The organism is Actinoplanes sp. NPDC019969, assembly GCF_055562375.1.
The window spans coordinates 196,108-221,939 of record NZ_JBVHFK010000007.1; the positions used below are offsets into that span (position 1 = coordinate 196,108).

Here is a 25,832-nt window from a genome sequence, read left to right on the forward strand (position 1 = left end):
TAAAATCCTGACCGGTGGAAGTGAATCGCGGACGGCATTATTGTTCGCAGCGAACAAGTTCGGCCGGTCAAACATGAGGGCGCCATGAAAAAACCGTTGCGGGACGCAGGTTCCTACCGCCTGCCGGTCGAGGTCGTGAACCCGCTCCGGCAGGGGCTGGCGGAGGTCTCCTCGCGGACCATCGCGGCGATCATCGAGGAGGTCCCGGCGTACGCGGAGCCCTTCGCCGGCGAGCTGGGCCTCAAGATCGCGCGAGCGGTCCGGGCCGCGCTCGGCGCCTTCCTCAACCTGGTCTCCCGGGCCGGCGCAGACCCCGGCACCCCGATGGCCTCGGCGGTCGAGGGCGCCTACGCGCTCGGCCGGGGCGAGGCCCGCAACGGCAGGAGCCTGGACGCGCTGCTCGCGGCCTACCGGGTGGGCGCCCGGGTGGCCTGGCGGGAACTGGCCGCGATCAGCGTCCGGGCCGGTCAGCCCGCCGCCACCATCGCCGACTTCGCCGAGCTCGTCTTCGCCTACATCGACGAGCTGTCCGCCGCCAGCGTCGCCGGGCACGCCGACGAGCTCGCCGCCTCCGGCCGGATCCGGCAGCGCCGCCTCCAGGAGCTGACCCAGGCGCTGGTGGCCGGGGAGCCGCCGCACGTGCTGCTGGGGCTGGCCGAGCAGGCCGAGTGGACGCCGCCGCAGAGCCTCACCGCGCTGCTGCTGCCGGAACGCGCGGCCCGCTGGGTGATCGACCTGCTCGACCCGCGGACGCTGCAGCTCGCCGACGCCGTACCCGATCCGCCCGGAATGACCGTGCTCTTCGTCCCGGATCCGCAGGGCTGCTCCCGTCCCGCCCTGACGCGCCTGCTCACCGGCCACAGCGTGGTGATCGGCCCGGCCCGGCCGTGGGCTGAGGCGAGGAGCTCGCTGGACCGGGCGATCCGCGTGCACCGGCTGCATCCCCCGGCCGGCGGGACCGTCCTCGACACCGAGGAGCACCTGGCCGAGGTCGTGGTCACCGCCGATCCGAGCGCGCTGGAGGACCTGCGGGCGTGGGCGCTGACCCCGCTCGCCGGGGAACGCGGCGCGGCCGCCGCCAAGCTGGTCGAGACGCTGCGCAGCTGGCTGCTGCATCACGGCAGGCGGGACGACGTGGCCGCCGAGCTGTTCGTGCACCCGCAGACGGTGCGATACCGGATGGCGAAACTGCGTGAGCTGTACGGGGACCGCCTCCGTGACCCGCAGTGGATCCTCGCCCTGACCATCGCCCTGGCCATCCCCGAGCCCTGAGGCATATACCAAAGTCGCGATCCATCGACCTTGGACGACTGGCCGGGGATCCGGCCCGCGGCATAGCGTCAGCCGTGAACCACAGCGGACGCGGGGAGGCGGCACGATGAGCGGCGAGACGACCGACCGGGGGCCCACGGTGCTCACGTTCTCCCCGGCCGGCCGGGTCCTCGTGCTGTTCGGCCCGGCCGCGCTCGGGGTGCTGCTGGCCGTCCTGGTGCCGGTGCTGGCGCGCTGGCTCGTCGACGTCCGCTTCCCGGTCCTGGGCATCGTGTGGAAAGTGGCGGCCGCGGTCGACACCTGGTGGGAGGTCGCCGTGCAGGCCGCCATCCTCGCCGTCCTCGGCGCGCTGGCCAGCGTCGAGATGGTGCGCCGCAGCGCGCGCGTGACGATCGCCCCCGCCGAGGTCCGCCTGCAGACCGGCGACGACGTGGTCACCGTCCCGCGCACCCGGATCGACTTCGTCTTCCTGTCCGGCGACCGGCTCGTGATCCTCGACCGGGAGTCGCGGCACATCTTCCACGGCGAGCCGCAGGCCGACGGCGCCCCGCTGGAGCGCGCCTTCCGGGAGCACGGCTATCCCTGGCGCGACGGCGACCCCTTCACCGAGCTGTATCAGCCCTGGGTGCCGGGCACCGGCCTGCTGCCGGTGGCCGCCGAGGCGGTGCTGTCCGCCCGGGCCGTGGCGGTCCGCAGGAGGGCCGCCCGCGAGGCCGCCGAGCTGCGCGACTCCCTGGAGAAACTGGGCTATTCCGTCCGTGACGAGGGCGACCGCCAGTTCTGGCGCCCGCTGGTCCGCTCATGACCGCACACCAGCTGCCGCGGCCGTCACCGGATACCGGTCCCGCCGAGCCGGATGCCGGTCCCGCCGAGCGCCCGGCCTCCACAGCGGCCGGCTCGGGCGCGCAGGCGCCTTCCGTGCCGGCCGATCCGGGCACGGAGGCGCCTTCCGGGCGGGGCAAGTCCGGCCCGGCCCGGCGCGGCCTGGCGGCACGGATCCGGGGCCGGGCGTGGGATGTCACGGCGATCCTGGTGTCCTGGTTCGGCGGACTGCTCCTGATCGGCGACGCCTCGTCGTTCCGGCACTTCTCCGACGAGGAGATGTTCCTGTCCTTCGTGCTCGGCTGCCTGTGCTCGCTGGCGCTCTGGTGGCGGTGCGGCCGGCCGGTGCCCGTGGCCGTCTTCCTCGCGCTCGCGTCAGTGGTCACCGACGGGGCCGGCCTCGCCGCGCTGATCGCCTTCTACACGGTGGTCTCCCGCCGGCGCGGCCGTGACGTCGTGCTGGTCACCCTGGTCAACCTGGTGGGCGGGGTCGCCTATCTCTGGCTCTACCCCGATCCGTCCGTGCCGCTGGTGTTCGGGGTCCTGCTGGTCGTCGCGATCATCATGACGACCCTGGCCGTCGGGATGGCGGCCCGCTCCCGGCGCGAGCTGATCGCGTCGTTGCGGGAGCGGGCGGCCCGCGCGGAGGAGGAGGCGCGCCTGCGGGCCGACCGGCTCCGGGCGCTGGAGCGCGAGCGGATCGCCCGGGAGATGCACGACGCGCTCGCCCACCGGATCTCCATGGTCAGCCTGCACGCCGGGGCCCTGCAGATCCGTCCCGACCTGTCCCCGGAGGACGTGGCCCGGGCCGCCACGACCATCCGCGACAGCGCCCACCACGCTCTCGAGGACCTGCGCGAGATCCTCGGCGTGCTGCGGGCCGGGCCCGGCGACGCGCTGCGCCCTCAGCCCGGCCGGGATCAGCTCGGCGAGCTGGTGGCGGAGGCCGAGCGGGCGGGCGTGCGTGTCGCGTTCAGCGACCACCTCGGCGACCGCCCGGTCAGCGGGTCACTGGGCCGCACGGTCTACCGGCTCGTCCAGGAAGGCCTGACCAACGCCGGGAAACACGCCGGCGGCACTCTCGTGACGGTGCTGCTCGACCGGAGCCCCGCGGGGGACCTGCACGTCCTGGTCTCCAACCCGCTGCCCGCCGTTCCGCGTGCCGGAGACCCGAGGAGCGGCAGGGGCGCGGCGTCCGCCGAGACTGCCCGGGACACCGGGGGAGCGGCAGGCGTCCGGATCCCCGTGCACGCCGGCCGGACACCGGTCCCCGGCGCGGGCAGCGGGCTGATCGGGCTGGCCGAGCGGGTCGATCTGCTCGACGGCCGGCTGCGGCACGGTGTGCACGGTGACCCGCGGACCGGCCTGACCTTCGATCTGGAAGCCTGGTTGCCATGGCCGACACCGTCCGGGTCCTGATCGCCGACGACGACCCGCTGGTCCGGGTCGGGTTGTCGCTGGTGCTCGGGGCGGCTCCGGAGATCCGGATCGTCGGGGAGGCGGGGGACGGCGCGGAGGCGGTCGAGATGTGCCGCGGCCTGCAACCCGACGTCGTGCTGATGGACGTGCGGATGCCCCGGATGGACGGGCTCGCCGCCACCGAGGTGCTGCGGCGGGACGGCCCGCTGCCCGCGATCATCGTGCTGACCACCTTCGACACCGACGAGAACCTGCTCGGGGCGCTGCGTCTCGGCGCGAACGGTTTCCTGCTCAAGGACATCGCGCCCACCGAGATCCTGAACGCGGTCCGGCGGGCGGCCGCGGGCGAGTCGATCCTGGCCCCGGCCGTGGTGCCTCGCCTGATCGACTACGCCGTCGGCCGCGGCGGCGCGGGGAACGGGCCGGAAGCCGCCGGGCCGGCCGGCGGCGGGGACGACGGTGGCCGGAGTGACGACGGCCGGGATGACTCGGGCCGGGACGCGGAGGCGCGGCGGCGTGCGCGAGCGGCGCTCGGGCGGCTGTCCGAGCGGGAGCGGGAGGTCGCCGAGGCGGTGGCGACCGGCCGCTCCAACGCCGAGATCAGTGGCGAACTGCACATGAGCGTGCCGACGGTGAAGGCGTACGTCTCCCGGATCCTGGACAAGCTCCGGTGCAGCAACCGGGTGCAGATCGCGATTCTCATCCACGAGGCCCGATGAAAGTGACGGGAGTCGTGAGGGTCGTTACACGAGTTGGCTTCCGGCGGTGACAGGGGCTAACGTGGGGCTCGCCGCAAAACCCACTGATTGAGTATGTTTTGCGACGCTCGTCACAACTGCTGACCAGGGTGTTCACGTGATCGAAATAAGCGGTCTTCGCAAGACGTACCGCTCGAAGAGGGGTTCCGTCGTTGCTGTCGACGGCGTCGACCTCAGCGTCGGCGAGGGCGAGGTCTTCGGTGTGCTGGGGCGCAGCGGCGCCGGCAAGAGCACTCTCCTCCGGTGCGTCAACATGCTGGAGCGCCCGGACGCCGGCACCGTCACGGTCGGCGGGCTCGAGCTGACCGCGCTCGGCGGCAAGCGGCTGCGGATCGCCCGGCACGGCATCGGCATGATCCACCAGCACTTCGCGCTGCTGTCGTCGCGGACCGTCGCGGGCAACGTGGCGTTCGCCCTGGAGGTCATCGGCACCCCGCGGGCCGAGCGCAAGGCCCGGGTCGCGGAGCTGCTCGAGCTGGTCGGGCTGACCGAGCGCGCGGAGGCGTACCCCGCTCAGCTCTCCGGCGGCCAGAAGCAGCGGGTCGGCATCGCCCGCGCGCTCGCCGCCCGGCCGAAGGTGCTGCTCTCCGACGAGGCGACCTCGGCGCTCGACCCGGAGACCACCGACTCGATCCTGCGGCTGCTGCTCGACCTCAACCGGCGGCTGGGCCTGACCATCCTGCTGATCACCCACGAGATGACCGTGGTGAAGCGGATCTGCACCTCGGCGGCGGTGATGCGCGACGGGCGGTTCGTCGAGTCCGGCACGATCGCCGACCTGCTCCGGCGGCCCGACTCCGAGCTGGCCCGCGACCTGTTCCCGCTGGACACCGCCACCACGGCGGTCCTCGGCTCCACACCGTTCCCGGGCCCGGCGCCCGCCGAAACGACCGCGCCCGTCCCCGCAGCGAACAGCCCGGCAGCGAACGGCGCGGCGACGAACGCTGCGGGGGTCGCCGTGGCGGACGGGGAGGTCACGATCGTGGACATCACCGTCAGCGGGCCCGCGGCGGACGAGCCGATCATCGCCGAGCTGGCGCGGCGGTTCGACGTGGACGTGCGGATCCTCGGCGGGTCGGTGGAGACCCTCGCCACGACGCGAGCCGGGCGCTGGCGTCTGGCCCTGCCCGGCCGGGCGGACGACAACCGTGCCGCCCTCGAATACCTGCGTGAGCGCGGAGTCACCCGATGACCTGGTCCGAAGTCCTGGAACTGCTGAACCTGGGCGCCCAGGAGACCGCCTGGATGGTCGGCGTCTCGGCGCTGATCACCGCGGTCGGTGGCCTGCTCGTCGGGGTGCTGCTGGTGCTCACCGACCGGGGCGGCCTGCTGCCGGCGCCGCCGGTCAACGCGGTCCTCGGCCTGATCGTGAACGTGGGCCGGTCCCTGCCGTTCATCATCCTGCTGGTGGCGGTCATCCCGTTCACCCGGGCCGTGGTCGGCACCACCATCGGCACCGACGCGGCGATCGTGCCGCTGACCATCGGCGCCATCCCGTTCTTCGCCCGGATCGTCGAGTCGGCGCTGCGGGAGGTGCCGGCGGACGTGGTGGCCGCGGCCACCGCGATGGGCGCGACCCGGCGGCAGATCGTCGGGAAGGTGCTGCTCCGTGAGGCGCTGCCGGCTCTCGTCGCCGGTCTGACGATCACGATCATCGCGCTGGTCGGCTATTCGGCGATGGCCGGTGTGGTCGGCGGCGGCGGGCTCGGCGACCTGGCCATCCGGTACGGATACCAGCGTTTCGAGACCGAGGTCATGATCGCCACCGTGGTCGCCCTCGTGGTCTTCGTCCAGCTCGTTCAGATGGTGGGGGACCTGCTCGTCCGCAGGCTGTCCCACCGCTGAGCCCGGGCTCCCGGCCATCGGCACGGCCCCGGAGTCCGTCCCATTTCCTCTAAGACCCATCGATGTGAAAGGTTCACCTATGCGCCGCCGCTCCCTCGCCGCCGTCCTGGCCGCCGCCTCCCTCACCCTGGGCCTGGCCGCCTGCGGCTCGTCCGGCGACAGCGAGGCCACGTCGACCGACACCCTCACGGTCGGCGTCAGCCCGGTCCCGCACGGCGAGATCCTCAAGTACGTCTCGGAGAACCTGGCCGGCAAGGAGGGCCTGAAGCTCGAGATCAAAGAGTTCAACGACTACATCCAGCCGAACGTGGCCCTGAGCGAGAAGCAGCTCGACGCCAACTACTTCCAGCACATCCCGTACCTGGAAGAGGAGGTCGCGGCGAAGGGCTACACGTTCACCGCGCTCAAGCCGGTGCACATCGAGCCGCTCGGCGTCTACTCCAGGACCGTCAAGAGCATCGCCGAGGTGCCGGACGGTGGTGTCGTCGGCATCCCGAACGACCCGTCGAACTCGGGCCGCGCCCTGAACCTGCTCGCCAAGAACGGCCTGCTCACGCTGAAGGACGGCGTCGGTGTCAAGGCCACCGAGAAGGACATCACCGCGAACCCGAAGAACCTCCAGTTCAAGGCCCTCGAAGCGGCCCAGCTGCCGCGCAGCCTGGAGGACACCGCGATCTCGGTGATCAACGGCAACTACGCGATCGAGACCGGCCTCAAGCCGGCCACCGACTCGCTCGCGCTGGAGACCGGCGAGGACAACCCGTACGCGAACCTGGTCGTGGTCCGCGCCGGTGAGGAGAACGACCCGCGGGTCGTCAAGCTGGAGAAGCTGCTGCACTCCGCCGAGGTCAAGAAGTTCATCGAGGACAAGTACCAGGGCTCGGTCCTCGCCGCGTTCTGACCCGGGCCGAGTACGCCGCCGCACCCGGGCCGGGTGCGGCGGCGTACCCATGTCGCCAGGGTCAGGCCAGCACCGCGCTGATCTTCTCGGTGGGCAGCCCCAGCGCCGAGCCGACCAGCTCGTTGGTGAGCGCGCCGGCGTGCGTGTTGAGGCCGAGCGCGAGGGCCGGGTCGGCGCGCAGGGCGTCGCGCCAGCCCAGGTCGGCCAGGCGCAGCGCGTACGGCAGGGTGGCGTTCGTCAGGGCGTACGTCGACGTGTTCGGCACCGCCCCGGGCATGTTCGCCACGCAGTAGAAGACCGAGTCGTGCACCCGGTACACCGGGTTCTGATGGGTGGTCGGCCGGGAGTCCTCGAAGCAGCCGCCCTGGTCGATCGCGATGTCGACCAGCACCGAACCGGGCTTCATCCGCTTGACCAGATCGTTGCCGACCAGCGTCGGGGCCTTCGCGCCGGGCACCAGCACCGCGCCGATCACCATGTCGGCGGCGAGGACCGACTGCTCGATCGCGTACGAGCTGGACACCAGCGTCTTCACCCGCCCGCCGAACCGCTCGTCGATCTGCCGCAGCCGCGGGATGCTCAGGTCCAGCACCGTCACGTCGGCGCCGAGGCCGAGGGCGATGGTCGCCGCGTTCACCCCGGACACGCCGCCACCGATGATCGTGATGTTGGCCGGCGCCACCCCGGGCACCCCGCCCGGCAGCACGCCGCGGCCGCCGCTGTTGCTCATCAGGCTGTACGCGCCGACCTGCGGAGCCAGCCGCCCGGCGACCTCGGACATCGGCGCGAGCAACGGCAGGGAACCGTCGGCGAGTTGCACGGTCTCGTACGCGATGGCAGTGGTCCCGCTGTTCAGCAGCGCCTTCGTCCCGTCCGCGTCGGCCGCCAGGTGCAGATAGGTGAAGAGGATCTGGTCCTCCCGCAGCCGGTGGTACTCCTCGGCGATCGGCTCCTTCACCTTGAGGATCATGTCGGCGGCGTCCCAGACCGTGTCGGCGCCGGGAAGGATGGCCGCGCCGGCCGCCTCGTAGTCGTCGTCGGTGATCCCGGAACCCAGCCCGGCTCCGGTCTGCACCGACACCCGGTGCCCGTGCCGGACCGCTTCCACCACGCCGGCCGGGGTGATCGCCACCCGGTACTCGTGGTTCTTGACCTCCGCAGGCACGCCGATGTGCATGGGACCTTCCTTCCGCCTTGGGTGCGGCCGCCGCTCCCGTTGGCGATAGAGTGAAACGATGTGCGGCGTACGGCAAGACGGTCGAAGATGATTCTGTCAGCAACCTCATGCAAGCAGATGCTTCGGCCGGGTGCTCTCCGGTGACCGATCTGCCGAAGGATGTTCGAGGCCTCGACCCCATCGACCTCGAGCTGCTGAGCCTGCTCCGCGCCGACGGCCGGATGCCCAACAACGCCCTCGCCGAACGCGTCGGCATCGCCCCGTCGACCTGCCTGACCCGGATCCGCCGGCTGCGGGAGATCGGCGCGGTCCGCGGCTTCCACGCCGACGTCGACCCGGCGTGGATCGGCCGCCCCATCCAGGCGATGATCGCCGTCCGGATCCGGCCGGACGCCCGCGAGGCGATCGGCCGTTTCGCCGAGTCCCTCGCCGGCATCCCGGCGGTCCGGGACGTCTACTTCATCTCCGGCTCCTACGACTTCCTGCTGCACGTGGCCTGCGCCGACGTCGACGACCTGCGCGCCGTCATCACCGAGCGGCTCAGCGGCACCGGCCTGATCGCCGGCACCGAGACCTACCTGATCTTCGAGCACCGCCGCGGCGCCTGATCGCATCGGTCCCTATGATCGGCCGATGCGTGCGGGGCGAGTGGCGAGCTGGGCGGCCCTGGTCGCGCTGGTGACCGGGGTGGCGATCTGGACCGCGGTCCCCGTGCTGATCCAGTGGCTGCCGATCGACGGCCCGGAGCGCCCGCCGGTTCAGGCAGCCGGGTCGCTGCCGGCGCGGGTCGGCGCCCCGGCGATGTGGACGCCCGACCTGGAGCAGTCCCCGATCGGCGCCGCCTCGGTGTACTACACGTCCGGCACCTGGTTCGACGAATCCCACCTGACGGCCGGCCTGGCCGGCCGCGGCACGGACGTCTACCGGCTCCGCGTCCGCACGCTCACCGACGGCGCCACCACCGACCTGCCGCTCCCGCCCGGCGCACGGATCGCCGGAAAGGGCGCGTGGACCCGCGACGGCCGGAACCTGCTGGTGGTGTCCGGCGCCCGCTGCGACTGCCCCGGCTACCCGGTCCGCTGGACGGTCACCACGATCTCCGCCACGGACGGCACGGTCACCGGCACCGAGATCACCCGCGACGGCGTCTACGCGCTCCGGGTGATCGGCTGGTGGCCCTCCGGCTCCCCGGTCGCCGTCGAGTACACCGCGGTCCCCGGCACCGTCCCGTCCCTCTTCACCGGCCCCACCGGCCAGGACGAACCGGTCGCCCAGGCCGCGGTCGAGGCCGCCCGCCTGATCGGCCTCGGCACCGGCCGGGCTCTGCTCACCGGCGGCCCGGCCCTGGTCCAGGGCGCCGTCGAATCCCTCGACGTCCCCGAGCAGATCCTGGCCTCCGGCGCTGTCCGCCCCGGCGACCCACCGTTCTTCACCCACACGACGGTCCTGCTCATCCCGCTGTTGATCTGCGCTGCGGCACTCACCGTTCTGTTCTCCGTCACGGTGTGGCGCTTCACAAAGATCACATTCCCTGGCCGTACGCCGCCCGCGAACCCACTCGCCAAGGACTCCTCCACCCGAACCGACTGAAGACCAGAGGCGCCGCCGGTCCGCCACCCTCAGATCGCCAGCCGTCGTCCAGGCCGCTTTCGCGGGTGGGTTGACCGGTCTGGGCGACGGCAGGCAAGGCCGGCCGTGCGTTGCGGGGTCCGGTGTGGCCGGTCGGGCAGTGTGGGGAAGCGGGACGGCGTGGCGGGGGCGGCGGGCGCCGGGGTGGCCGGGGCGGGCCGGGCCGGCGCAGCCGGGAAGCGGGAAAACGGTGCACTGATCTCTCGGGCGGTCGTCGGAGCCGGTCGGTCTCCAGTGACCGAACCAGGCCCCGACGTTGCCTGAATGTGACCGGCGTCATGCCCGCCCGAGAGGTGGGCGGTCAGGCTCCGGGATGATGGCCGGAGCGGGGTACCCGCGGTGGAGGCGGGGCGAGCCTGTCGCTGATCACGTGAGCCGCGAACAGGTGGAAGCCGATGACGAGCGGGATCGTCGCCGGCATCGACAGGGCCAGGAAGAAGGCGAGGCCGCCGGCCAGGGCCGGGGCGAGCGCCGCCCACGGCCGGGTGATCGACTGGTTCCAGGCCCAGCCCAGGGCGGCCCGCCACGGCGTCGCGGGTTCGCGGCCCACGGCGACCAGGGTCAGCATGGCCGCTCCGGCCAGCCACGTGACGGCGGCGGCTGTCAGCGCCAGGACGGGGATGCCGCCGGGCACCCAGCCGCGGCTGACCGCGACCAGGTCGGTCAGGAGCAGCAGTCCGATCAGGACGGCGGGCACGCCGGGCAGCACGGACCGGCCGAACTGCCGCAGCAGGGGCCGGAACGACGGGAGCCGGCCGGTGACGTACCGGTGCCGGACGGCGGTGGAGCCGGCGGCCAGCGCCGCCGGCAGGGTCAGCAGCGGCAGCGCCGCGACCGTCACTACGATGCCGATCAGGGCGAGGTCGGCGCCGAGGGCGAACTTCTCCCGCCAGTCCGGCCGGTTCTCCGGCGCCTCCTCGGCGGGCCAGTCCGGCCCGGGCGAGGAGGAGGTGGGCCGGCCCGGCCCGGGTGAAGACGGCACGCTGTCCTCCGTACCGGAGAAGGGGCTGTCCGGCCCGCTCGCCGCGGAGGCGGCGAGCGAACCGGAAGCGGGCCGTGGCCTGGTCATCCCTTGAGCCCGGACGTGTTGATGCCCTCCACCAGCATGCGCTGGAAGGCCACGAAGAACAGGAAGACCGGCGCCAGCGACAGCACCGACATGGCGAACATCGGGCCCACCGACGACTGGCCGCTGGAGTCGATGAACAGCGTCAGCGCCACCGGGGCGGTGTACTTCTCCAGGTCGGACAGGTAGACCAGCTGCCGGAAGAAGTCGTTCCAGGTCCAGATGAACGAGAAGATCGCCGTCGACACCAGGGCCGGCCGCGACAGCGGCAGGATGACGTGCCGGAACACGCCGTAGGGCGTGCAGCCGTCGATCGTGGCGGCCTCGTCGAGCTCGCGCGGCACACCCCGCATGAACTGCACCATCAGGAAGACGAAGAACGCCTCGGTGGCCAGCAGCTGCGGCACGATCAGCGGGGCGTACGGCCAGTCGCCACCCACCCAGCCGAACGTCTTGAACATCACGAACTGGGGAACGATCAGCACGTGTCCGGGCAGCAGCAGCGTCCCGATCATGATGGCGAACCAGAAGCCGCGCAGCTTGAACTTCAGACGGGCGAAGGCGTACGCGGCCAGCAGGCACGAGATGCAGTTCGCTACCACGGTGAGGCCGGCGACCATCGCGCTGTTGAGGAAGAACCGGCCGAAGCTGACGTCGAAGTTCGACCAGCCGTCGGAGTAGTTCCCCGGCGTCCACTCGTTCGGCAGGATCGACATGTTGTTCAGCACCTCTTGAGGCGACTTGAACGAGCTGCCGAGCATCCACACCAGAGGGTAGAGCACCACCGCCGAGAGCAGGACCAGCGTGAGAGGCCGGGCCAGGCGCTGGAGGGTCATCAGTCTTCTCCGTCCGAGTAGTGCACCCAGAACTTGCCGGTCCGGAAGACGACGGCGGTGACCAGGCCGATGAAGAGCAGGAACACCCAGGCCATCGCCGAGGCGTAGCCCATCTGGTACTCGTTCCAGCCCTTGATGTAGAGGTGCAGCGTGTACATGAGGGTCGAGTCCACCGGGCCGCCGGTGCCGTTGCTGAGCACGAAGGCCGAGGTGAAGCCCTGGAACCCGTTGATCGTCTCGAGGACCAGGTTGAAGAAGATCACCGGGGACAGCATCGGCAGGGTGATGCTGAGGAACTTGCGGAACGGGCTGGCGCCGTCCACCGAGGCGGCCTCGTACAGCTCACCCGGCACCTGCTTGAGGCCGGCCAGGAAGATCACCATCGGGGCGCCGAACTGCCACACCGCCAGCAGGATCAGTGTGCCGAGCGCGAAGTCCGGGTCGTTGACCCAGGCCTTGCCCTCGATGCCGAACCAGCTCAGGAACGAGTTGAACGCCCCGTCCCGGTTGAACATGTTGACCCACACGATCGCCAGCGCCACACTGCCGCCGAGCAGCGACGGCAGGTAGAACAGGCCCCGGAACAGGCCGGATCCCTTGAACGACGCGTTGAGCAGCACCGCCACGCCGAGCGCGGCGGCCAGCTTGAGCGGCGTCGCCACCAGAGCGAACACCAGGGTGGTACGGACCGCGTGCCAGAACGACGGGTCCTCGGTGAACATCGTCCGGTAGTTGTCCAGCCCCACCCACTTCATCGACTCCCAGTCCGAGAGCACGTCGTAGTTGGTGAAGCTGAGGTACAGCGACATCAGCATCGGGATGGCCGTGATGGTCAGCAGCCCGAGCAGCCAGGGGGAGAGGAAAACGTAACCGGCGATGCCGTCCGACTTCTGCTTGGCGGGACGGCCCCGCCGCTTGGTAGCGGCGGGGCCGGCCGTCGGCCGGGTCGGCTGGGGCCGGGCCGTTGTTGTTGCCACTGGACTCACCGCTTGATCGCGGCCTGGGCGGCGCTGAAGAACTGCTCGGCGGCCTTCTGCGGGGTGGCACGCCCGTACTGGGCCTCTTCCGCGGCCTTGATCAGCTCGGAACGCACGGTGCTGTGACCCTTCGGCGGAACCGACGGCGCGGGGCCGAAGTTCTTGCCGAGCTCGGTGGTCACCTGGATGCTCTCCTTCATCGCCGCGTTGTCGGTGGTCGCGGCGACCTGGGTGCGGATGTCGAGGTTCGACGGCAGGCCACGGTCGGTGCCGAGGATCTTGCCGGCCTCCGGGTCGTTGGCGAGGAAGTTCAGCACGTCGGCCGCAACGTCCTTGTTCTTGCTGCCGCGGTAGACCGAGAAGTACATCGAGGCGCGCGCCCACTGCTTGGTGGCGTCACCCGGGTACGCGATGACGCTCAGGTCGTCCTTGGTGTTCTTCTGCAGCTCGGGCAGCTGGTTGGCCCACACCCACGAGGTGAGCGCCTTGTTGGTCACCACCAGCTGCTTGGTGACGTCGGTGGCGTTGCCCTCGTGGATCACGTCCGGGGTCGGGGTGGCCTGGGTGTCCCGGGCGCCCTTCCACAGCTCGAACCACTTCTGCACGTCCTCCTGGGTGAAGCCGAGCTCCGCGCCGTTGTAGAACTCCTTGCCGTTCTGGCGCAGCCACACCCAGAACGCCTTGTAGTCGGCGCTCGGGTCCATGGTGCCGGCCAGCTTGGTCTTCACGGCGGCGTCCTTGGCCCAGGCGATGTGCTCCTCCCAGGTCTGCCCGGTCTTGGGCACGGCGACTCCGGCGGCGTCCAGCTTGGCCTTGTTGAAGACCAGGCCCTGGGTGTTCTCACCCATCGCCAGGCCGGCCAGCTTGCCGTCGACGGTGCCGTACTCGACGAGGCCCTTCTGGAACTTCGACGTGTCGATCTTTCCGGCCTTGGTGTACTCGCCGAGGTCGGCGGTGACGTTGCGGGTCGCGTACTCGGCCAGGTAGTTGTCGTCGATCTGGAAGATGTCCGGGGCGTCGTTGCCGGCCGTCAGGGTGGCCAGCTTGTCGAAGTAGCCCTGGTTGGCCTGCCACGTCTTCTTGAACGTGACGTTCGGGTGCTTCGAGGTGTAGAGCGCGAGAGCCTGCTCGGTGAGCTGGGCGCGGGCCTCGCCGCCCCACCAGAAGAAGCTCAGCTCGACCTTGCCGTCGGCGGCGGCCTTGTCGTCGTCGCTGCCACAGGCACCGAGGGCGAGGGGCAGCGCCAGCATGGCGGCCACGACGCCGCTGAGCACGCGGCGCCGGGGAAGGGGGTGGGATGCGGTCATGGGGTTCGTCACTCCTTGACGTGTGCGGCAACCTCAGCGTTGAGCGCTCCGGCCGGGGCGTAGGGCCCCGGGCCGGTGGAGTTGCGAATGATCAGGTCGGTCCGGAGGGTGACCTGCCCGGTCGCCCCGTCGTCGCCCTGCTGCAGCAGCATGTCGACGGCGGTGCGGCCGGCGGCGCCGGTCGGGTTCGCCACGGTGGTCAGCCGTGGGCGGACCAGGCCGCTGTACGCGATGTCGTCGATCCCGACGACACTCACCTGCCCGGGCACCTCGACACCGCGGTCCTGCAACGCCTGGAGCAGGCCGATGGCCATCAGGTCGTTGTAGGCGAGCACCGCGGTGGCGCCGGTCTTGAGCACGGCCTCGGCGGCCGCGGCGCCGGTCTCCTCGACCGGCTGGTTCGGGCCGAGGACCGTGAGGTCCGCGCCTGCCGTGCGGGCGGTGGCCCCGGCGGCCCGGCGGATCTCCCGGTTGGTCCATGAGCCACGTGGCCCGGCCAGGTAGACCAGGTGGCGGTGGCCCATGCCGAGCAGGTGCTGCACGGCTTCCCGCGCCCCCAGTCCCACATCCATGACCACCGACGGCAGGCCGGTGATCGGGCGGTTGATCACGACCAGCGGAACCTCTCGTTTCAGAAGCTCTATCTGGTCGTCGCTCATCCGGGGACTGCACAGGAGGATCCCGTCGACCTGCTTGGCCAGGGCCTGCACCAGGTCGGCCTCGACCATCGGATCCTCGTCGGTGTCGGCGACGAAGACGTGGTAGTCCCGCCGCCGGGCGTGGGTCTCGGCCGCCTTGATCAGCGGCGGGAAGAACGGGTTGGCGATATCGGCCACGATCAGGCCGATGTTGTGGGTGCGTCCGGTGATCAGTGCCCGGGCCGCCCGGTTGGGGCGGTAACCGAGCTGCTCCGCGGTGGCCAGCACCCGGGAACGGGTCTCGGGGTTGACCAGATGCGGGGCGGAGAAGGTGCGCGACACCGTGGAGATGTGCACTCCGGACGCCCTTGCGACGTCCCGGATGGTCACGGCCACGATGCCTCCTCGATGGCGATCCGGTGTGACCCGGATCTCTTGGTGAGAGCCATTAATGCAAACGGTTGCGGTGGTGTCAACGCCTCTCGATGTCGCCTCTGTTGCGTGATCATCACTGAGCGCGGGCAAACTTGGACAAATCAGTGCGGTGCATTGACTTTGGTCGCAGTCCACTCCCTAATCTGTTGCAAACGTTTGCCGAATGGAGGCGACGGCATGCCCCCGTCCCCACGTCGCCGGTACGCCCTAGTGGGCGCCGGCGCACGGGCTGGAATGTTCGTCCGGGCGATCACCGATGACCACGCCGATGTGGCCGAGCTGGTGGCCATGGCCGACATCAATCCCGCCCGGCTCGCCGCCCACAACAGGCGGCTGGCCGAACCCGTCCCGGTCTACGGCGCGGCCGATTTCACCGAGATGCTCAAGCGGGAACGCGTCGACGTGGTGCTGGTCGCGACCGTGGACCGCTACCACGACCACTACGTGGTGGCCGCGCTGGAGGCCGGCTGCGACGCCATCACCGAGAAGCCGATGACCGTCGACGCCGACGGCTGCCGCCGCATCCTGGACGCGCAACGGCGCACCGGCCGGGACGTCCGGGTCACGTTCAACTACCGCTACAACCCGCTGCACGAGGCGGTGAAGCGGGTCCTCGCCTCCGGCGAGATCGGCGAGATCGGCTCGGTGCACTTCGAGTGGCTGCTCGACGTGCGGCACGGCGCCGACTACTTCCGCCGCTGGCACCGCGACAAGGCGAACTCCGGCGGCCTGCTGGTGCACAAGGCCGGCCACCACTTCGACCTGGTCAACTGGTGGCTCGACGACAGCCCGGCGCAGGTCTTCGCGGCGGGACGGTTGTTCTTCTACGGCGATCAGGGGCGGCGGCACGGGTACGCCCGCGACTACGAGCGCGCGCACGGCGCCCCCGCCGCCGAGGGCGACCCGTTCGCGTTGCGGATGGCCGACGAGCCGAACATGAAGGAGCTGTACCTCGACGCCGAGGACCACGACGGCTACCACCGCGACCGCAACGTGTTCGCGCCCGGCGTGACCATCGAGGACGACATGGCGGTGCTGGTCCGCTACGCCCGGGGGGCGTCGATGACCTACCACCTCACCGCGTACGCGCCGTGGGAGGGCTACCGCGTCATGTTCAACGGCAGTAAGGGCCGCCTCGAACTCGAGGTGGTCGAGAGCGACCACGTCGCCCCGGGCGCCGCCGCCGGCGTGAAGGGCGAGCCGGGCGCCGAGTCGACAGCCGAACAGGGTTTCAAGCGCCTGCTGGTCCGCCCGTTCTGGGCGCCGCCGCGCGAGATCGCCGTGGACGGGCTGTCCCGGCACGGCCACGGCGGCGCCGACGTGCGCATGCTCGCCGACCTCATCCGCTCCGACGCCCCGGCCGACCCGCTCGGCCGGACCGCGAACGCCGTCGACGGCGCCCGCGCCCTGCTGACCGGTCTGGCCGCCAACGAATCCCTGGCCCAAGGGCAGGCGATCCGCGTGCAAGACCTCCTAGATCTTGAGGAGATCAGGTGACCGACGAGAACCATCTCTTTCCCGCCGAGCCGAACCAGCGGCAGATCGCGCGTGAGCTGTACCGGCACGCCAAGGACCTGCCCCTGATCAGCCCGCACGGCCACGTCGACCCACTGTTGCTGGCCGACGACCAGCCGTTCCCCGACCCGGCCCGGCTGTTCGTGGTCCCCGACCACTACGTCACGCGGATGCTCGCCAGCCAGGGCATCCCGCCGGCGCGCCTCGGGGTGCCCAGTGTGGACGGCTCGGCGGTGGAGACCGACGGCCGGGAGATCTGGCGGCTGCTCGCCGGCAACTGGAAGCTGTTCCGGGGCACGCCGTCGCGGCTCTGGACCGAGAAGGTGCTCGCCGACGTCTTCGGCATCGAGAAGACCTTGAGCGCGAGTACGGCGGACGAGATCTACGACGAGCTGTCCGCCCGTCTCGCCGAACCGGAGTACCGGCCGCGTGCCCTGTTCACCAGGTTCAACATCGAGGTGCTCGCCACCACCGAGAGCCCCCTGGACGAGCTGCAGGCGCACGCCAAGCTGGCCGCCGACGGCTGGGGCGGTCCCGGCGGCCGGGTGATCACCACGTTCCGGCCGGACAACCTGGTCGACCCGGACTGGCCGGGCTGGGCCGGGCGGGTCGCCGAACTGGGCGAGCTGACCGGCCTCGACGTCGGCACCTTCCCCGGTTTCCTGACCGCGCTGCGCAGCCGCCGCCAGGCGTTCATCGAGGCCGGCGCGACCAGCTCGGACCACGGCCACCTGACCGCCGGCACTCTGGAGCTGTCCGACGCCGACGCGGCGGTGCTCTACCGCAAGGCGCTCGGCGGTGGCGCGGACGCGGCCGACGCGGAGGCGTTCCGGGCGCACATGCTCGTCGAGTTCGCCCGGATGTCGCTCGACGACGGCCTGGTCATGCAGCTGCACCCCGGCTCGGTGCGCAACCACAACAAGGCGCTGTACGAGCGGCACGGCCGGGACACCGGCGGCGACATCCCGTCGGCCACCGACTACGTGCACGCGCTGCGGCCGCTGCTCGACGCGTACGGCACCGACCCGCGCCTGCGGATCGTGCTGTACACCCTGGACGAGACCACGTTCAGCCGGGAACTCGCCCCGCTCGCCGGCGGCTACCCGTCGCTGTTCCTGGGCGCCCCCTGGTGGTTCCTGGACAGCCCGGAGGGCCTGCGCCGGTTCCGGGAGACGGTCACCGAGACGGCCGGTTTCTACAACACGTCCGGTTTCGTCGACGACACCCGCGCGTTCTGCTCGATCCCTGCCCGGCACGACGTGGCCCGCCGGGTCGACGCCGGATACCTCGCGAAGCTGGTCGCCCAGGGCACCCTGCCGCTGGACGAGGCCGCCGAGACGATCGCCGACCTGGCGTACCACCTGCCCAAGAAGGTCTTCCGCCTTGATGGGGGTAACTCGTGACGGTGACCTATCGACTCGACCGCGGCGCGCTCAGCTCGATCGCCGCCGCCAGCCGTCCCGCCGTCGAACCCGGCTCCGTCCGCCCCGGCATCGTCCACCTCGGACTCGGCGCCTTCCACCGGGCCCATCAGGCCGTCTTCACCGAGACCGCGATCGCCGCGTCCGGCGGCGACTGGGGGATCATCGGGGTGGCCCCGCGCTCCCGGCAGATCCTCGACAAGCTGCGCGCCCAGGACGGCCTCTACAGCGTCCTCACCGTCGGCGGGGGAGAGGACCGGGCCAAGGCCGTCGGCGTCCTGGCCGGGTTCGGGCATGCGGCGGGCGATCCGTACGGGGTGGTCGCCGCGATCGCGGACCCCGGCGTACGCATCGTGTCGATGACCGTGACCGAGAAGGCGTACCGGCTCGACCCGTCCGGCCGGCTGCTGCTCGACGACGTGCTGCGGGCCGAGCTGACCGGCGACGCGCCACCGGTGTCCGTACCCGCTCTCCTGGTTCGTGGTCTGTTGCGGCGCCAGGCCGCCGGCGCCGGTCCGCTGACCGTGCTCTGCTGCGACAACCTGCAGGGCAACGGCCCGCGCATCCGCGGCCTGGTCGAACAGGCCCTCGACGTGGCCGGCGCGCAACTGCCGGGCGGGGTGTCGTTCCCGGCCACCATGGTGGACCGGATCGTGCCCGCCACCAGCGCCGACCACCTGCGGCGGACAGCGCTCGCGCTCGGCGCCGACGACGCCGCGCCGGTCGTGGCGGAACCCTTCACCCAGTGGGTGATGCAGGACGACTTCCCGGGCGGCCGTCCCGACTGGGCCGCCGCCGGCGCGATCTTCACCGACGACGTCACGTCGTGGGAGAAGCTGAAGCTGCGGACCCTCAACTCGGTGCACTCGGCGTGCGCGTATCTCGGGGCGCTGGCGGGCCGCGAGCTGATCGCCGACTCGCTCGAGCTGGCCGGGCTGCCCGCGGTGCTGCGCCGGTTCATCGCCGAGGACATCGCCCCGACCGTGCGGCCGCCGGAGGGCGTCACCGTCGAGGGCTACGGCGAGACCGTCCTGGAGCGTTTCGCCAACCGCGAGCTGGGCCACCGCAACCTGCAGGTCGCGATGGACGGCAGCCAGAAGCTGCCGCACCGGCTGCTGGGCACCATCGCCGACCGGCGCCGGGCGGGCGCGTTCCCCGGGTGGGCGGCCTTCGTGCTGGCCGCGTGGATGCGCTTCGCGCGGGGGTACGCCGACTCCGGCGCCACCCTCCCGCTGGACGACCCGATGGCCGACCGGATCCGGGCCGCGCTCGCCGCCGCCCCGGACACCCCGGCCGGCGTGGTCGGCGCGCTGCTCGCCCTGGACCAGATCTTCCCGCCCGCCCTGGCCGGCGACGACGAGCTGAAGCGCGAGCTGATCAAGTGGTACGGCGAACTCGAACGACACGGCGCGGAAGCCACCATCCGGGGTCTCGCGGCATGACCGACTGCACCGAGCCGCGCCAACCGCAACCTGCCGGCGATCGTGACAGCGAGGGCCAGAAGGGCATGCCCAAGGCCGGCACAGTGGCGACGCGGGTGGCACTCGTCGGCGCCGGAGGTCACGGCCTCTGGCACCGGCGGGTGCTGCAACGCCTCTGGGACGACGGGCAGATCAACGTCGTCGGCCTCTGCGACCGGCAGCCGGTCGAGCCGCACCCGGACGCCCCGCTCGACGGGGTGCCGTTCTTCACCGACCACGGGGAACTGCTGTCGACCGTGTGGCCGGACGTGGTGGTGGTCTGCACACCCCCGCACACGCACCTGCCGATCGCGCTCGACGTCTTCGCCGCCGGAGCCGACCTGCTGCTGGAGAAGCCGCCGGTGATGTCCCTCGCCGAGCACGAGCGCCTGTCGTCGGCGGTCGCGTCCACCGGCCGGATCCTGCAGATCGGATTCCAGGCCCTCGGGTCGGCGGCCCTGGCCGAACTGTGCGTGGCCGCGCCGGCCGGTGACATCGGGGTTTCCGGCGCCTGGTGGCGGCCGGACACCTACTACCGGCGGACCCCCTGGGCCGGTAGGCGCAGTGTCGGCGGGCGGCCGGTGTTCGACGGGGCGCTGGTCAACCCGTTCGCGCACGCGCTCATGCAGGCGCTGGTGGTGGCCGGCAGCGCCGGCCCGGACTTCCGGCCGGAGCTGCTCGAGCTGGAACGGTACCGGTCCCGGGACATCGAGACCGACGACTCCACGTTCCTGCGCATCACCGGAGCGGGCGGGCGGCGGATCACGGTCGCCGTGACGCTCGCGTCGCAGGTGTTCATCGCCGGGGAGATCAGTGCGGGCGACGCCGTCCTGGAGTACCCGACCGACCGGCTGCGGCTGCCCGGCGAGGACGATTTCACGCACGTACCGGGCCGGGTCAATCTGCTGGAGAACCTCCTCGAACACCGGGACGACCCGAAGAAGCCGCTGCTCGCGCCCCTGGAACGGACGTCAGGTTTCACAGCGGTGGCCGAGGCGATCGTCGCGGCGCCCGAGCCCGCACGGATCCCGGAGACCTTCCTGGAGCCGCACCCGGACGGCGGCGGCTCGGTCGTCCCCGGCATCGACGAACTGGTCCGCGAGGTCGCCGGCACCGGACGGCTCCCGTCCGAACTCGGCGTCCCCTGGTCCACCCCGTTTCAGCGTGTGGAGTTGCGGCGCGTATAGCGGCCGAACCCCACACGCGGAAGTAAGCGGGACGGGCGCTTTTCACCGGGCGGCCCGTCCCGTACAGGGAAAGGGTTCGAATCGAGAAGAAAGGTATTGATGCATACCGTGCGAACCGCTCTCGCAGCGGCCATCGGCCTCGTCCTCACCGCCGGTGCCGCCGCCATTCCCGCCTCGGCGTCCGCGGGCATTCCGTCCGCGGCCCGGGACGTATTGCCCGTCAATGACGGATGGGCTGCCGCGACGACCGGGACCACCGGTGGCGCCGCGGCCGACGACGCGCACGTGTTCGTCGTGCGCAACCGTGCCGAACTGGCCGCCGCCCTGGCCGGCGGAACCGATCCGACCCCTCGGATCGTGCTGATCAAGGGCACCATCCGGGCCAATGAGGACGACGCCGGAAATCCGCTGACGTGTGACGACTACGCGGATCCGGCCTATTCCCTGGACGCCTACCTGGCCGCCTACGACCCGGCGGTCTGGGGCCGTGCCACCCGGCCGAGCGGGCCGCTCGAAGAGGCGCGCGTGCGGTCGGCGCGGACCCAGGCGGCCCGGGTCCAGTTCAAGGTCGGTGCGAACACGACGATCTACGGACTCCCCAACGCCCGGCTGGTCGGCGCGAACCTGCTGGTCCAGAACGTCGACAACGTGATCGTGCGCAACGTGCGCTTCGAGGACGCGGCCGACTGTTTCCCGCTGTGGGACCCGACCGACGGATCGCAGGGGAACTGGAACTCCGCCTACGACCTGGTGACCCTGACCGGGGCCACACACGTGTGGGCGGACCACAACACCTTCAGTGACGGCAACAACGTCGACGAGAACCAGCCGCTCTATTTCGGACGGCCGTACCAGGTGCACGACGGGGCGCTCGACATCATCCGGGCGTCCGATTACGTCACCGCCTCCTGGAACGTCTTCTCCGAGCACGACAAGACGATGCTGATCGGTTCGACGAACACGGTCGGCGCGGATGTCGGGAAACTGCGGGTCACCCTGCACCACAACCGTTTCGCCAATGTCGGGCAGCGTGTCCCGCGGGTGCGTTTCGGGCAGGTCGACGTCTACAACAACTACTACTACCAGACCGACGAGGACACCTATGCGTACTCGTGGGGCGCGGGCGTCTACTCGGCCATCTACGCCGAGAACAACTTCCTGCTCCGCAGTTCGGATCTGGCCCTCGAGGACTTCGTCTACGACTGGGGCGGCACGGCGATCACCGAGATCGGCACGCTGACCCGGGTCGGTACCGGGCCGGTGCGGGCGGTCAGCCTGCTCGCCGAGTACAACGCCACCCACGACCCGGACCTGGGCACCGACGCCGGATGGACCCCCGTCCTGCGTGCCGGGCCGGTCACCCCGACCGCGCAGGTGCCGGACCTGGTCACCCGGAGCGCCGGAGCCGGGCGGATCTGATCGGCGACTTTCGGTGTGTGGAGTTCGGGCGCGCATAGCGGCCGAACTCCACACACCGGGGTTGCCACTCCACTACGCTCCACTCATTCCCGACATTTACGTAATGTGCGGAGTGAGTCTCATGAATTCTGCCACCCGCCGCCTCGCGGCGGTGTCCGCAGCCGCTCTCCTGCCTCTCACCGGTCTCGCCACGCCCGCCTCCGCCGCAGCGATCCGGATCCCGCCCGGCGCCGGCTCCCCGGCCCTGGAGAAGATGCGCCACGAGATCGGCGCCGACGTCCCGTGCTGGCGCAACATCACCATCCGATCCACCGCCAACGGCAGGTACGTCACGGCGGAGATCGGCTGGGACGGCGCCGACCACGGATCGTTGCGGGCCCGGTCGGCCAGCCCCGGCATCTGGGAGAAGTTCACCGTCTGCCGGGATCCGGAGACCGGCGTGACCCGGATCCGGGCCCAGGCCAACGGCGACTGGGTCTCGGCCGAGCTGGACAACGCGGGCGCGAAGTACGGCCTCCTGCGCGCCCAGGCCGAGAACGTCGGCGGCTGGGAGCGGTACTACTCCAACAGCCCGCCCGGCGAGCATTTCTCGTTCTACGCCCGGCACACCAGGCGCTGGGTGTCCGCCGAGGTCACGTTCACCGGCAGCCAGTACGGGATCCTGCGTGCCCGGGCGACGAGCGTGGGCGCCGAGGAGACCTTCGTATGGTGAAGTTCCTTTAAAGATCCAGCCCTGGAACCTTAAGTTTCTCTTTATTTCGATCTAGGGTGATCCGGCGCTGGGAGCGTTCCCGTATGGACCGATCGAGAAGGCGGTTCAACAGGAAGGCACGCAGATGAAGCGCTACCGGAGCTACCGGAGCAACACGGGGGGATCCAACATCCGGCGCTGGCGGGTCGCCGGCGTGGCGGGTGTCGCGGTGGCCCTGGTCGGTGTGGGACTGGGCGTGGCGGCCGCCGCCGACAGCGCGGTGCCCACGGTGAGCTGCCCGACGGTCGCCGACAAGCTGGGCGCGGTCCCGGCCCAGGCGCAGGCGGAGATCTCGCGCAACCTGCAGCTGCTGAACACCCAGATCCAGGAGGCGAACACCCGGATCCAGAACACCCAGGGCCAGGGCGGCGCCAACTTCATCCAGAACGCGATCCTCGGCCCGCTGAAGGACAAGCGGTTCGCCACGATCAACCGGATGGAAACGGCGATCGGCCGTACGCTCGCCAAGCCGAACCTGAACGCCGAGGGCCTCTCCGGCTGCACCCTGAACACCAAGGGCGGCGGCAACGCCTCGCCCGAGCCGAACCAGGTGCCCGCCGCCTCCGTCTCGGCCGGCGCCGCCGCAGCCGGGAACACCGGCACGATCGTCTGCCCGAACGTCGTCATCAACGTGGCGATCCCGGCGCAGGCGAAGGCCGAGATCGACCGGAACCTGGCGCTGCTGCAGACCCAGATCAACGAGGCCAACACCCGCCTCAAGAACTCCGTCGGCCAGGGCGGCGCCAACTTCGTCCAGAACGCGATCCTCGGCCCGCTGAAGGACAAGCGGTTCGCGGCCATCAACCGGATGGAGACGGCGATCGGCCGCAACGCCGCGAAGCCGAACCTGAACGCCGAAGGCCTGTCGACCTGCTCGCTCAACGCCGGTGGCGGTGGCGCCGCGGCCCAGCCGACCGCGGCCCCGACCACGCAGGCCCCGGCCGGCAACGGCAACGCCGGCAACAACGGCAACGGCAACAACCAGGCCGCCGCCAGCCGCAACACCGGCAACGTCGGCATCAACGACGGCACCGCGCAGGTGGACTGCCCGGCCGTCGTGATCAACGGGGCGATCCCGGCGCAGGCCGCGGCCGAGGTCAACCAGAACCTGGCGCTGCTGCAGACCCAGATCAACGAGGCCAACGCCCGGATCAAGAGCACGGCGTTCCAGGGCGGCGTGAACTTCATCAACAACGCGATCCTCGGCCCGCTGAAGGACAAGCGGTTCGCGGCCATCAACCGGATGGAGACGGCGATCGGCCGCAACGCCGCGAAGCCGAACCTGAACGCCGAAGGCCTGTCCGCCTGCAACCTGAACAAGTGACGCGTCCCGCCTGACGAGACCGACGGCCCGGCTGCCTGGCAGCCGGGCCGTCGTCCGTACCCGCACTTCCGCCCGGCGGCCTGCCCGCCTCGCCGCCGTGCACCGCCGGACCGGCAACCGTCGTGAAGCCGGCCGCTGGGGTGTCCCTCGTCATCGGAGCGCTCTGCGTGCTGGCGGCCCTGATGGGCCTCGGCCTCGTCACCGTCGTCCGCTGGTTCCTCCGAGGGTGGACAGCCCCGGAGACAATCCCCGTATGGCGAAGTCCGACGTACTGGCCAGAGTGGACGCCGACCTGCGACGGGGCGACACCCGCCGCGCCCTCCAGCGCCTGTCCGGCCTGCACGCGGCCGACCCCTGCGACCTCGGCGTACGTGCCCGGATCGCCGCCGTGCACCGCCACATCGGCAACCGGCCGCAGGCCGGGCGCTGGGCCTTCCTCACCGAGGAGGCCGAACCGGACGAGATCCAAGCGTTCACCCGGGCCTACCCGTCCGCGGCCGAGCGGTTGCGGAGCCTCAACCTGCGCGGGGAGAACCCGCCGGAACTCGGGACGCTCGCCGGGCCCCGCTACGCCGAACTGGCCGAACAGGCCGCCACCGAGCCACCGCGCCCCGCGCGGGTCCGCCGGGACGCCCCGGCCGTCCGCGCGTACCGCCCTCCCGTGGCGCCGCGCGCAGCCCCGGTCACCCGTCCCGCCCCGGCCCGGGCTCCGGAGACGCCGTGGCGCGACCGGATCGAGAACGCCCTCCAGCTCACCGTCATCGTCGGCTCGTTCGGGCTCGTCCTGGCCGGCATGATCTTCCTCGTCTACCTCGACGTGGCCGGGCGCTGAGGCTACTCGTCGAAGAACTTGTCCAGGGTGGGCCGGGCCGCCTCCCGGGCCTCCCACGCCACCACCGCGTCCTCCTCGGCGTTCCGGGCCTCCTCCACCAGCACCTCCGCGGCCACCGCGGCCACGTGCGCCTGCTCCCGCACCTGAACGGTCTCGGCGACCGCCCGCTCGTACGCCCGGCGGGCGGCACGCACCCGGCCGTCGTCCAGTTCCTCCGCCGGCGGCCCGGCGTGATGCCAGATGCCGTTGAGCTGCTCCACCGACAGCTCACCGCGCCGATAGGCGGCCAGCGCCGCCCGCTGGACCAGCAGATGCGCCTCGTCAGCGGTGGCGACCCGGGCCTCCCAGCGGGCCTCCAGATAACGATCCTCCGCCTTGTCCCGCACACCGGCGGCCTGCTCGGCCCGCCGCCGTGCCTCGTCGGCCTCCGCCGCCGCCCGGCTCGCCGCCGACCGGACCGCCTCGACGTCGGCCATCATCTCGTCCACCTCGCCCGGCGCCGTCCCCCGACGTGGCCGCTGCCAGGCGGCCACCACCGCCACGCACGCCAGCACCACCCCGATCGCCATCGCCGCGACGGCCGCCAACTCCCAGACCATCGCCCGCTGATCCCCTTCAGCCTCGACTTCCATCGATCCTCCGACCGTAGGTTGGATCGCCCGCCGCCCGCCACTCCGGCACACGCCGATCAACCGTGAGCGCTGTCTCATCCGCGCCGCCGCCGCCGCGAGGTGAGGACGGACACCGGAGACGGCGCGTCCATCGAGGGTTCCGCTAGTCTTCCTCGTCGCTCGCAGGACTTCGTAGGCGTAACCCGGGCGTGGTAGAAAGCCAGCCGGCC

The 25,832-nt window shown here is 71.3% G+C and carries 24 protein-coding genes; 17 read left to right on the plus strand and 7 right to left on the minus strand.

Translation table 11 applies throughout. From position 1 onward, the window contains the following. Window positions 1–84: 84 nt before the first annotated feature. The 7 genes from ACZ3II_RS22085 (at window position 85) to ACZ3II_RS22115 (ending at window position 7,017) form a co-directional block, all read left to right on the plus strand. Window positions 85–1,272, plus strand: a complete 1,188-nt coding sequence (locus tag ACZ3II_RS22085) for a PucR family transcriptional regulator (protein ID WP_465519579.1) — start codon at window positions 85–87, stop codon at window positions 1,270–1,272. A 106-nt stretch (window positions 1,273–1,378) separates the two neighbouring features. After that, entirely contained in the window at window positions 1,379–2,077 is a 699-nt protein-coding gene (locus tag ACZ3II_RS22090; RefSeq protein ID WP_465519580.1) for a YqeB family protein, read from the plus strand. Next, window positions 2,074–3,513: a sensor histidine kinase gene (locus tag ACZ3II_RS22095; RefSeq protein ID WP_465519581.1), complete on the plus strand. Its 1,440-nt coding sequence runs from the start codon at window positions 2,074–2,076 to the stop codon at window positions 3,511–3,513. The genes ACZ3II_RS22090 and ACZ3II_RS22095 overlap by 4 nt, the downstream gene beginning before the upstream one ends. Then, entirely contained in the window at window positions 3,489–4,232 is a 744-nt protein-coding gene (locus tag ACZ3II_RS22100; RefSeq protein WP_465519582.1) for a response regulator, read from the plus strand. The genes ACZ3II_RS22095 and ACZ3II_RS22100 overlap by 25 nt, the downstream gene beginning before the upstream one ends. Before the next feature lie 136 nt (window positions 4,233–4,368). Continuing rightward, window positions 4,369–5,463, plus strand: a complete 1,095-nt coding sequence (locus ACZ3II_RS22105) for a methionine ABC transporter ATP-binding protein (RefSeq protein ID WP_465519583.1) — start codon at window positions 4,369–4,371, stop codon at window positions 5,461–5,463. Continuing rightward, window positions 5,460–6,116 carry a methionine ABC transporter permease gene (locus ACZ3II_RS22110; protein WP_465519584.1) on the plus strand — a complete coding sequence of 219 codons (657 nt, stop codon included), beginning with the start codon at window positions 5,460–5,462 and terminating at the stop codon, window positions 6,114–6,116. The genes ACZ3II_RS22105 and ACZ3II_RS22110 overlap by 4 nt, the downstream gene beginning before the upstream one ends. A 79-nt stretch (window positions 6,117–6,195) precedes the next feature. Beyond that, entirely contained in the window at window positions 6,196–7,017 is an 822-nt protein-coding gene (locus ACZ3II_RS22115) for a MetQ/NlpA family ABC transporter substrate-binding protein (protein ID WP_465519585.1), read from the plus strand. A gap of 61 nt (window positions 7,018–7,078) precedes the next feature. Here the strand turns inward: ACZ3II_RS22115 and ald are convergent, their stop codons facing one another. Beyond that, window positions 7,079–8,194, minus strand: a complete 1,116-nt coding sequence (gene ald, locus ACZ3II_RS22120; RefSeq protein WP_465519586.1) for an alanine dehydrogenase — start codon at window positions 8,192–8,194, stop codon at window positions 7,079–7,081. A 140-nt stretch (window positions 8,195–8,334) separates the two neighbouring features. Between ald and ACZ3II_RS22125 the strand changes: the two genes are divergently transcribed. Beyond that, entirely contained in the window at window positions 8,335–8,802 is a 468-nt protein-coding gene (locus tag ACZ3II_RS22125) for an Lrp/AsnC family transcriptional regulator (protein ID WP_465519587.1), read from the plus strand. A gap of 25 nt (window positions 8,803–8,827) precedes the next feature. Further along, entirely contained in the window at window positions 8,828–9,784 is a 957-nt protein-coding gene (locus ACZ3II_RS22130; protein WP_465519588.1) for a hypothetical protein, read from the plus strand. Window positions 9,785–10,124: 340 nt separating this feature from the next. Here ACZ3II_RS22130 and ACZ3II_RS22135 read toward each other — a convergent pair whose 3' ends face one another. The 5 genes from ACZ3II_RS22135 to ACZ3II_RS22155 form a co-directional block, all read right to left on the minus strand. Continuing rightward, window positions 10,125–10,805, minus strand: coding sequence for a hypothetical protein (locus ACZ3II_RS22135; protein ID WP_465519589.1), 681 nt, complete (start codon window positions 10,803–10,805; stop codon window positions 10,125–10,127). Window positions 10,806–10,888: 83 nt separating this feature from the next. Continuing rightward, entirely contained in the window at window positions 10,889–11,725 is an 837-nt protein-coding gene (locus tag ACZ3II_RS22140; protein ID WP_465519590.1) for a carbohydrate ABC transporter permease, read from the minus strand. After that, a complete protein-coding gene (locus ACZ3II_RS22145; protein WP_465519591.1) occupies window positions 11,725–12,702 on the minus strand; it encodes a carbohydrate ABC transporter permease in 978 nt (325 codons plus the stop codon). The genes ACZ3II_RS22140 and ACZ3II_RS22145 overlap by 1 nt, the downstream gene beginning before the upstream one ends. A gap of 5 nt (window positions 12,703–12,707) precedes the next feature. Next, the gene (locus ACZ3II_RS22150) at window positions 12,708–14,009 is read right to left on the minus strand and encodes an ABC transporter substrate-binding protein (protein ID WP_465519592.1); all 1,302 of its coding nucleotides are present in this window, start codon (window positions 14,007–14,009) and stop codon (window positions 12,708–12,710) included. A gap of 8 nt (window positions 14,010–14,017) precedes the next feature. Further along, complete coding sequence (locus ACZ3II_RS22155) at window positions 14,018–15,043, minus strand: LacI family DNA-binding transcriptional regulator (protein WP_465519593.1); 1,026 nt, start codon at window positions 15,041–15,043, stop codon at window positions 14,018–14,020. 216 nt (window positions 15,044–15,259) lie between these two features. Between ACZ3II_RS22155 and ACZ3II_RS22160 the strand changes: the two genes are divergently transcribed. The 8 genes from ACZ3II_RS22160 (at window position 15,260) to ACZ3II_RS22195 (ending at window position 24,991) form a co-directional block, all read left to right on the plus strand. Beyond that, window positions 15,260–16,579 carry a Gfo/Idh/MocA family protein gene (locus ACZ3II_RS22160; RefSeq protein WP_465519594.1) on the plus strand — a complete coding sequence of 440 codons (1,320 nt, stop codon included), beginning with the start codon at window positions 15,260–15,262 and terminating at the stop codon, window positions 16,577–16,579. Next, window positions 16,576–18,000: a glucuronate isomerase gene (gene uxaC, locus ACZ3II_RS22165; protein WP_465519595.1), complete on the plus strand. Its 1,425-nt coding sequence runs from the start codon at window positions 16,576–16,578 to the stop codon at window positions 17,998–18,000. The genes ACZ3II_RS22160 and uxaC overlap by 4 nt, the downstream gene beginning before the upstream one ends. Further along, window positions 17,997–19,460 carry a mannitol dehydrogenase family protein gene (locus ACZ3II_RS22170; protein ID WP_465519596.1) on the plus strand — a complete coding sequence of 488 codons (1,464 nt, stop codon included), beginning with the start codon at window positions 17,997–17,999 and terminating at the stop codon, window positions 19,458–19,460. The genes uxaC and ACZ3II_RS22170 overlap by 4 nt, the downstream gene beginning before the upstream one ends. After that, entirely contained in the window at window positions 19,457–20,665 is a 1,209-nt protein-coding gene (locus ACZ3II_RS22175) for a Gfo/Idh/MocA family protein (RefSeq protein WP_465519597.1), read from the plus strand. Before ACZ3II_RS22170 ends, ACZ3II_RS22175 begins: the two co-directional genes overlap by 4 nt. Window positions 20,666–20,764: 99 nt before the next feature. Beyond that, a complete protein-coding gene (locus tag ACZ3II_RS22180) occupies window positions 20,765–22,084 on the plus strand; it encodes a pectate lyase family protein (protein ID WP_465519598.1) in 1,320 nt (439 codons plus the stop codon). Window positions 22,085–22,205: 121 nt separating this feature from the next. Further along, on the plus strand, window positions 22,206–22,796 hold the full coding sequence (locus tag ACZ3II_RS22185; protein WP_465519599.1) for a fascin domain-containing protein: 591 nt from the start codon (window positions 22,206–22,208) through the stop codon (window positions 22,794–22,796). Window positions 22,797–22,920: 124 nt separating this feature from the next. Beyond that, complete coding sequence (locus ACZ3II_RS22190) at window positions 22,921–24,159, plus strand: hypothetical protein (RefSeq protein ID WP_465519600.1); 1,239 nt, start codon at window positions 22,921–22,923, stop codon at window positions 24,157–24,159. A 253-nt stretch (window positions 24,160–24,412) separates the two neighbouring features. Continuing rightward, window positions 24,413–24,991 carry a DUF6584 family protein gene (locus ACZ3II_RS22195; RefSeq protein ID WP_465519601.1) on the plus strand — a complete coding sequence of 193 codons (579 nt, stop codon included), beginning with the start codon at window positions 24,413–24,415 and terminating at the stop codon, window positions 24,989–24,991. Window positions 24,992–24,993: 2 nt separating this feature from the next. Here the strand turns inward: ACZ3II_RS22195 and ACZ3II_RS22200 are convergent, their stop codons facing one another. After that, the gene (locus tag ACZ3II_RS22200; protein ID WP_465519602.1) at window positions 24,994–25,623 is read right to left on the minus strand and encodes a hypothetical protein; all 630 of its coding nucleotides are present in this window, start codon (window positions 25,621–25,623) and stop codon (window positions 24,994–24,996) included. Window positions 25,624–25,832 lie beyond the last annotated feature (209 nt).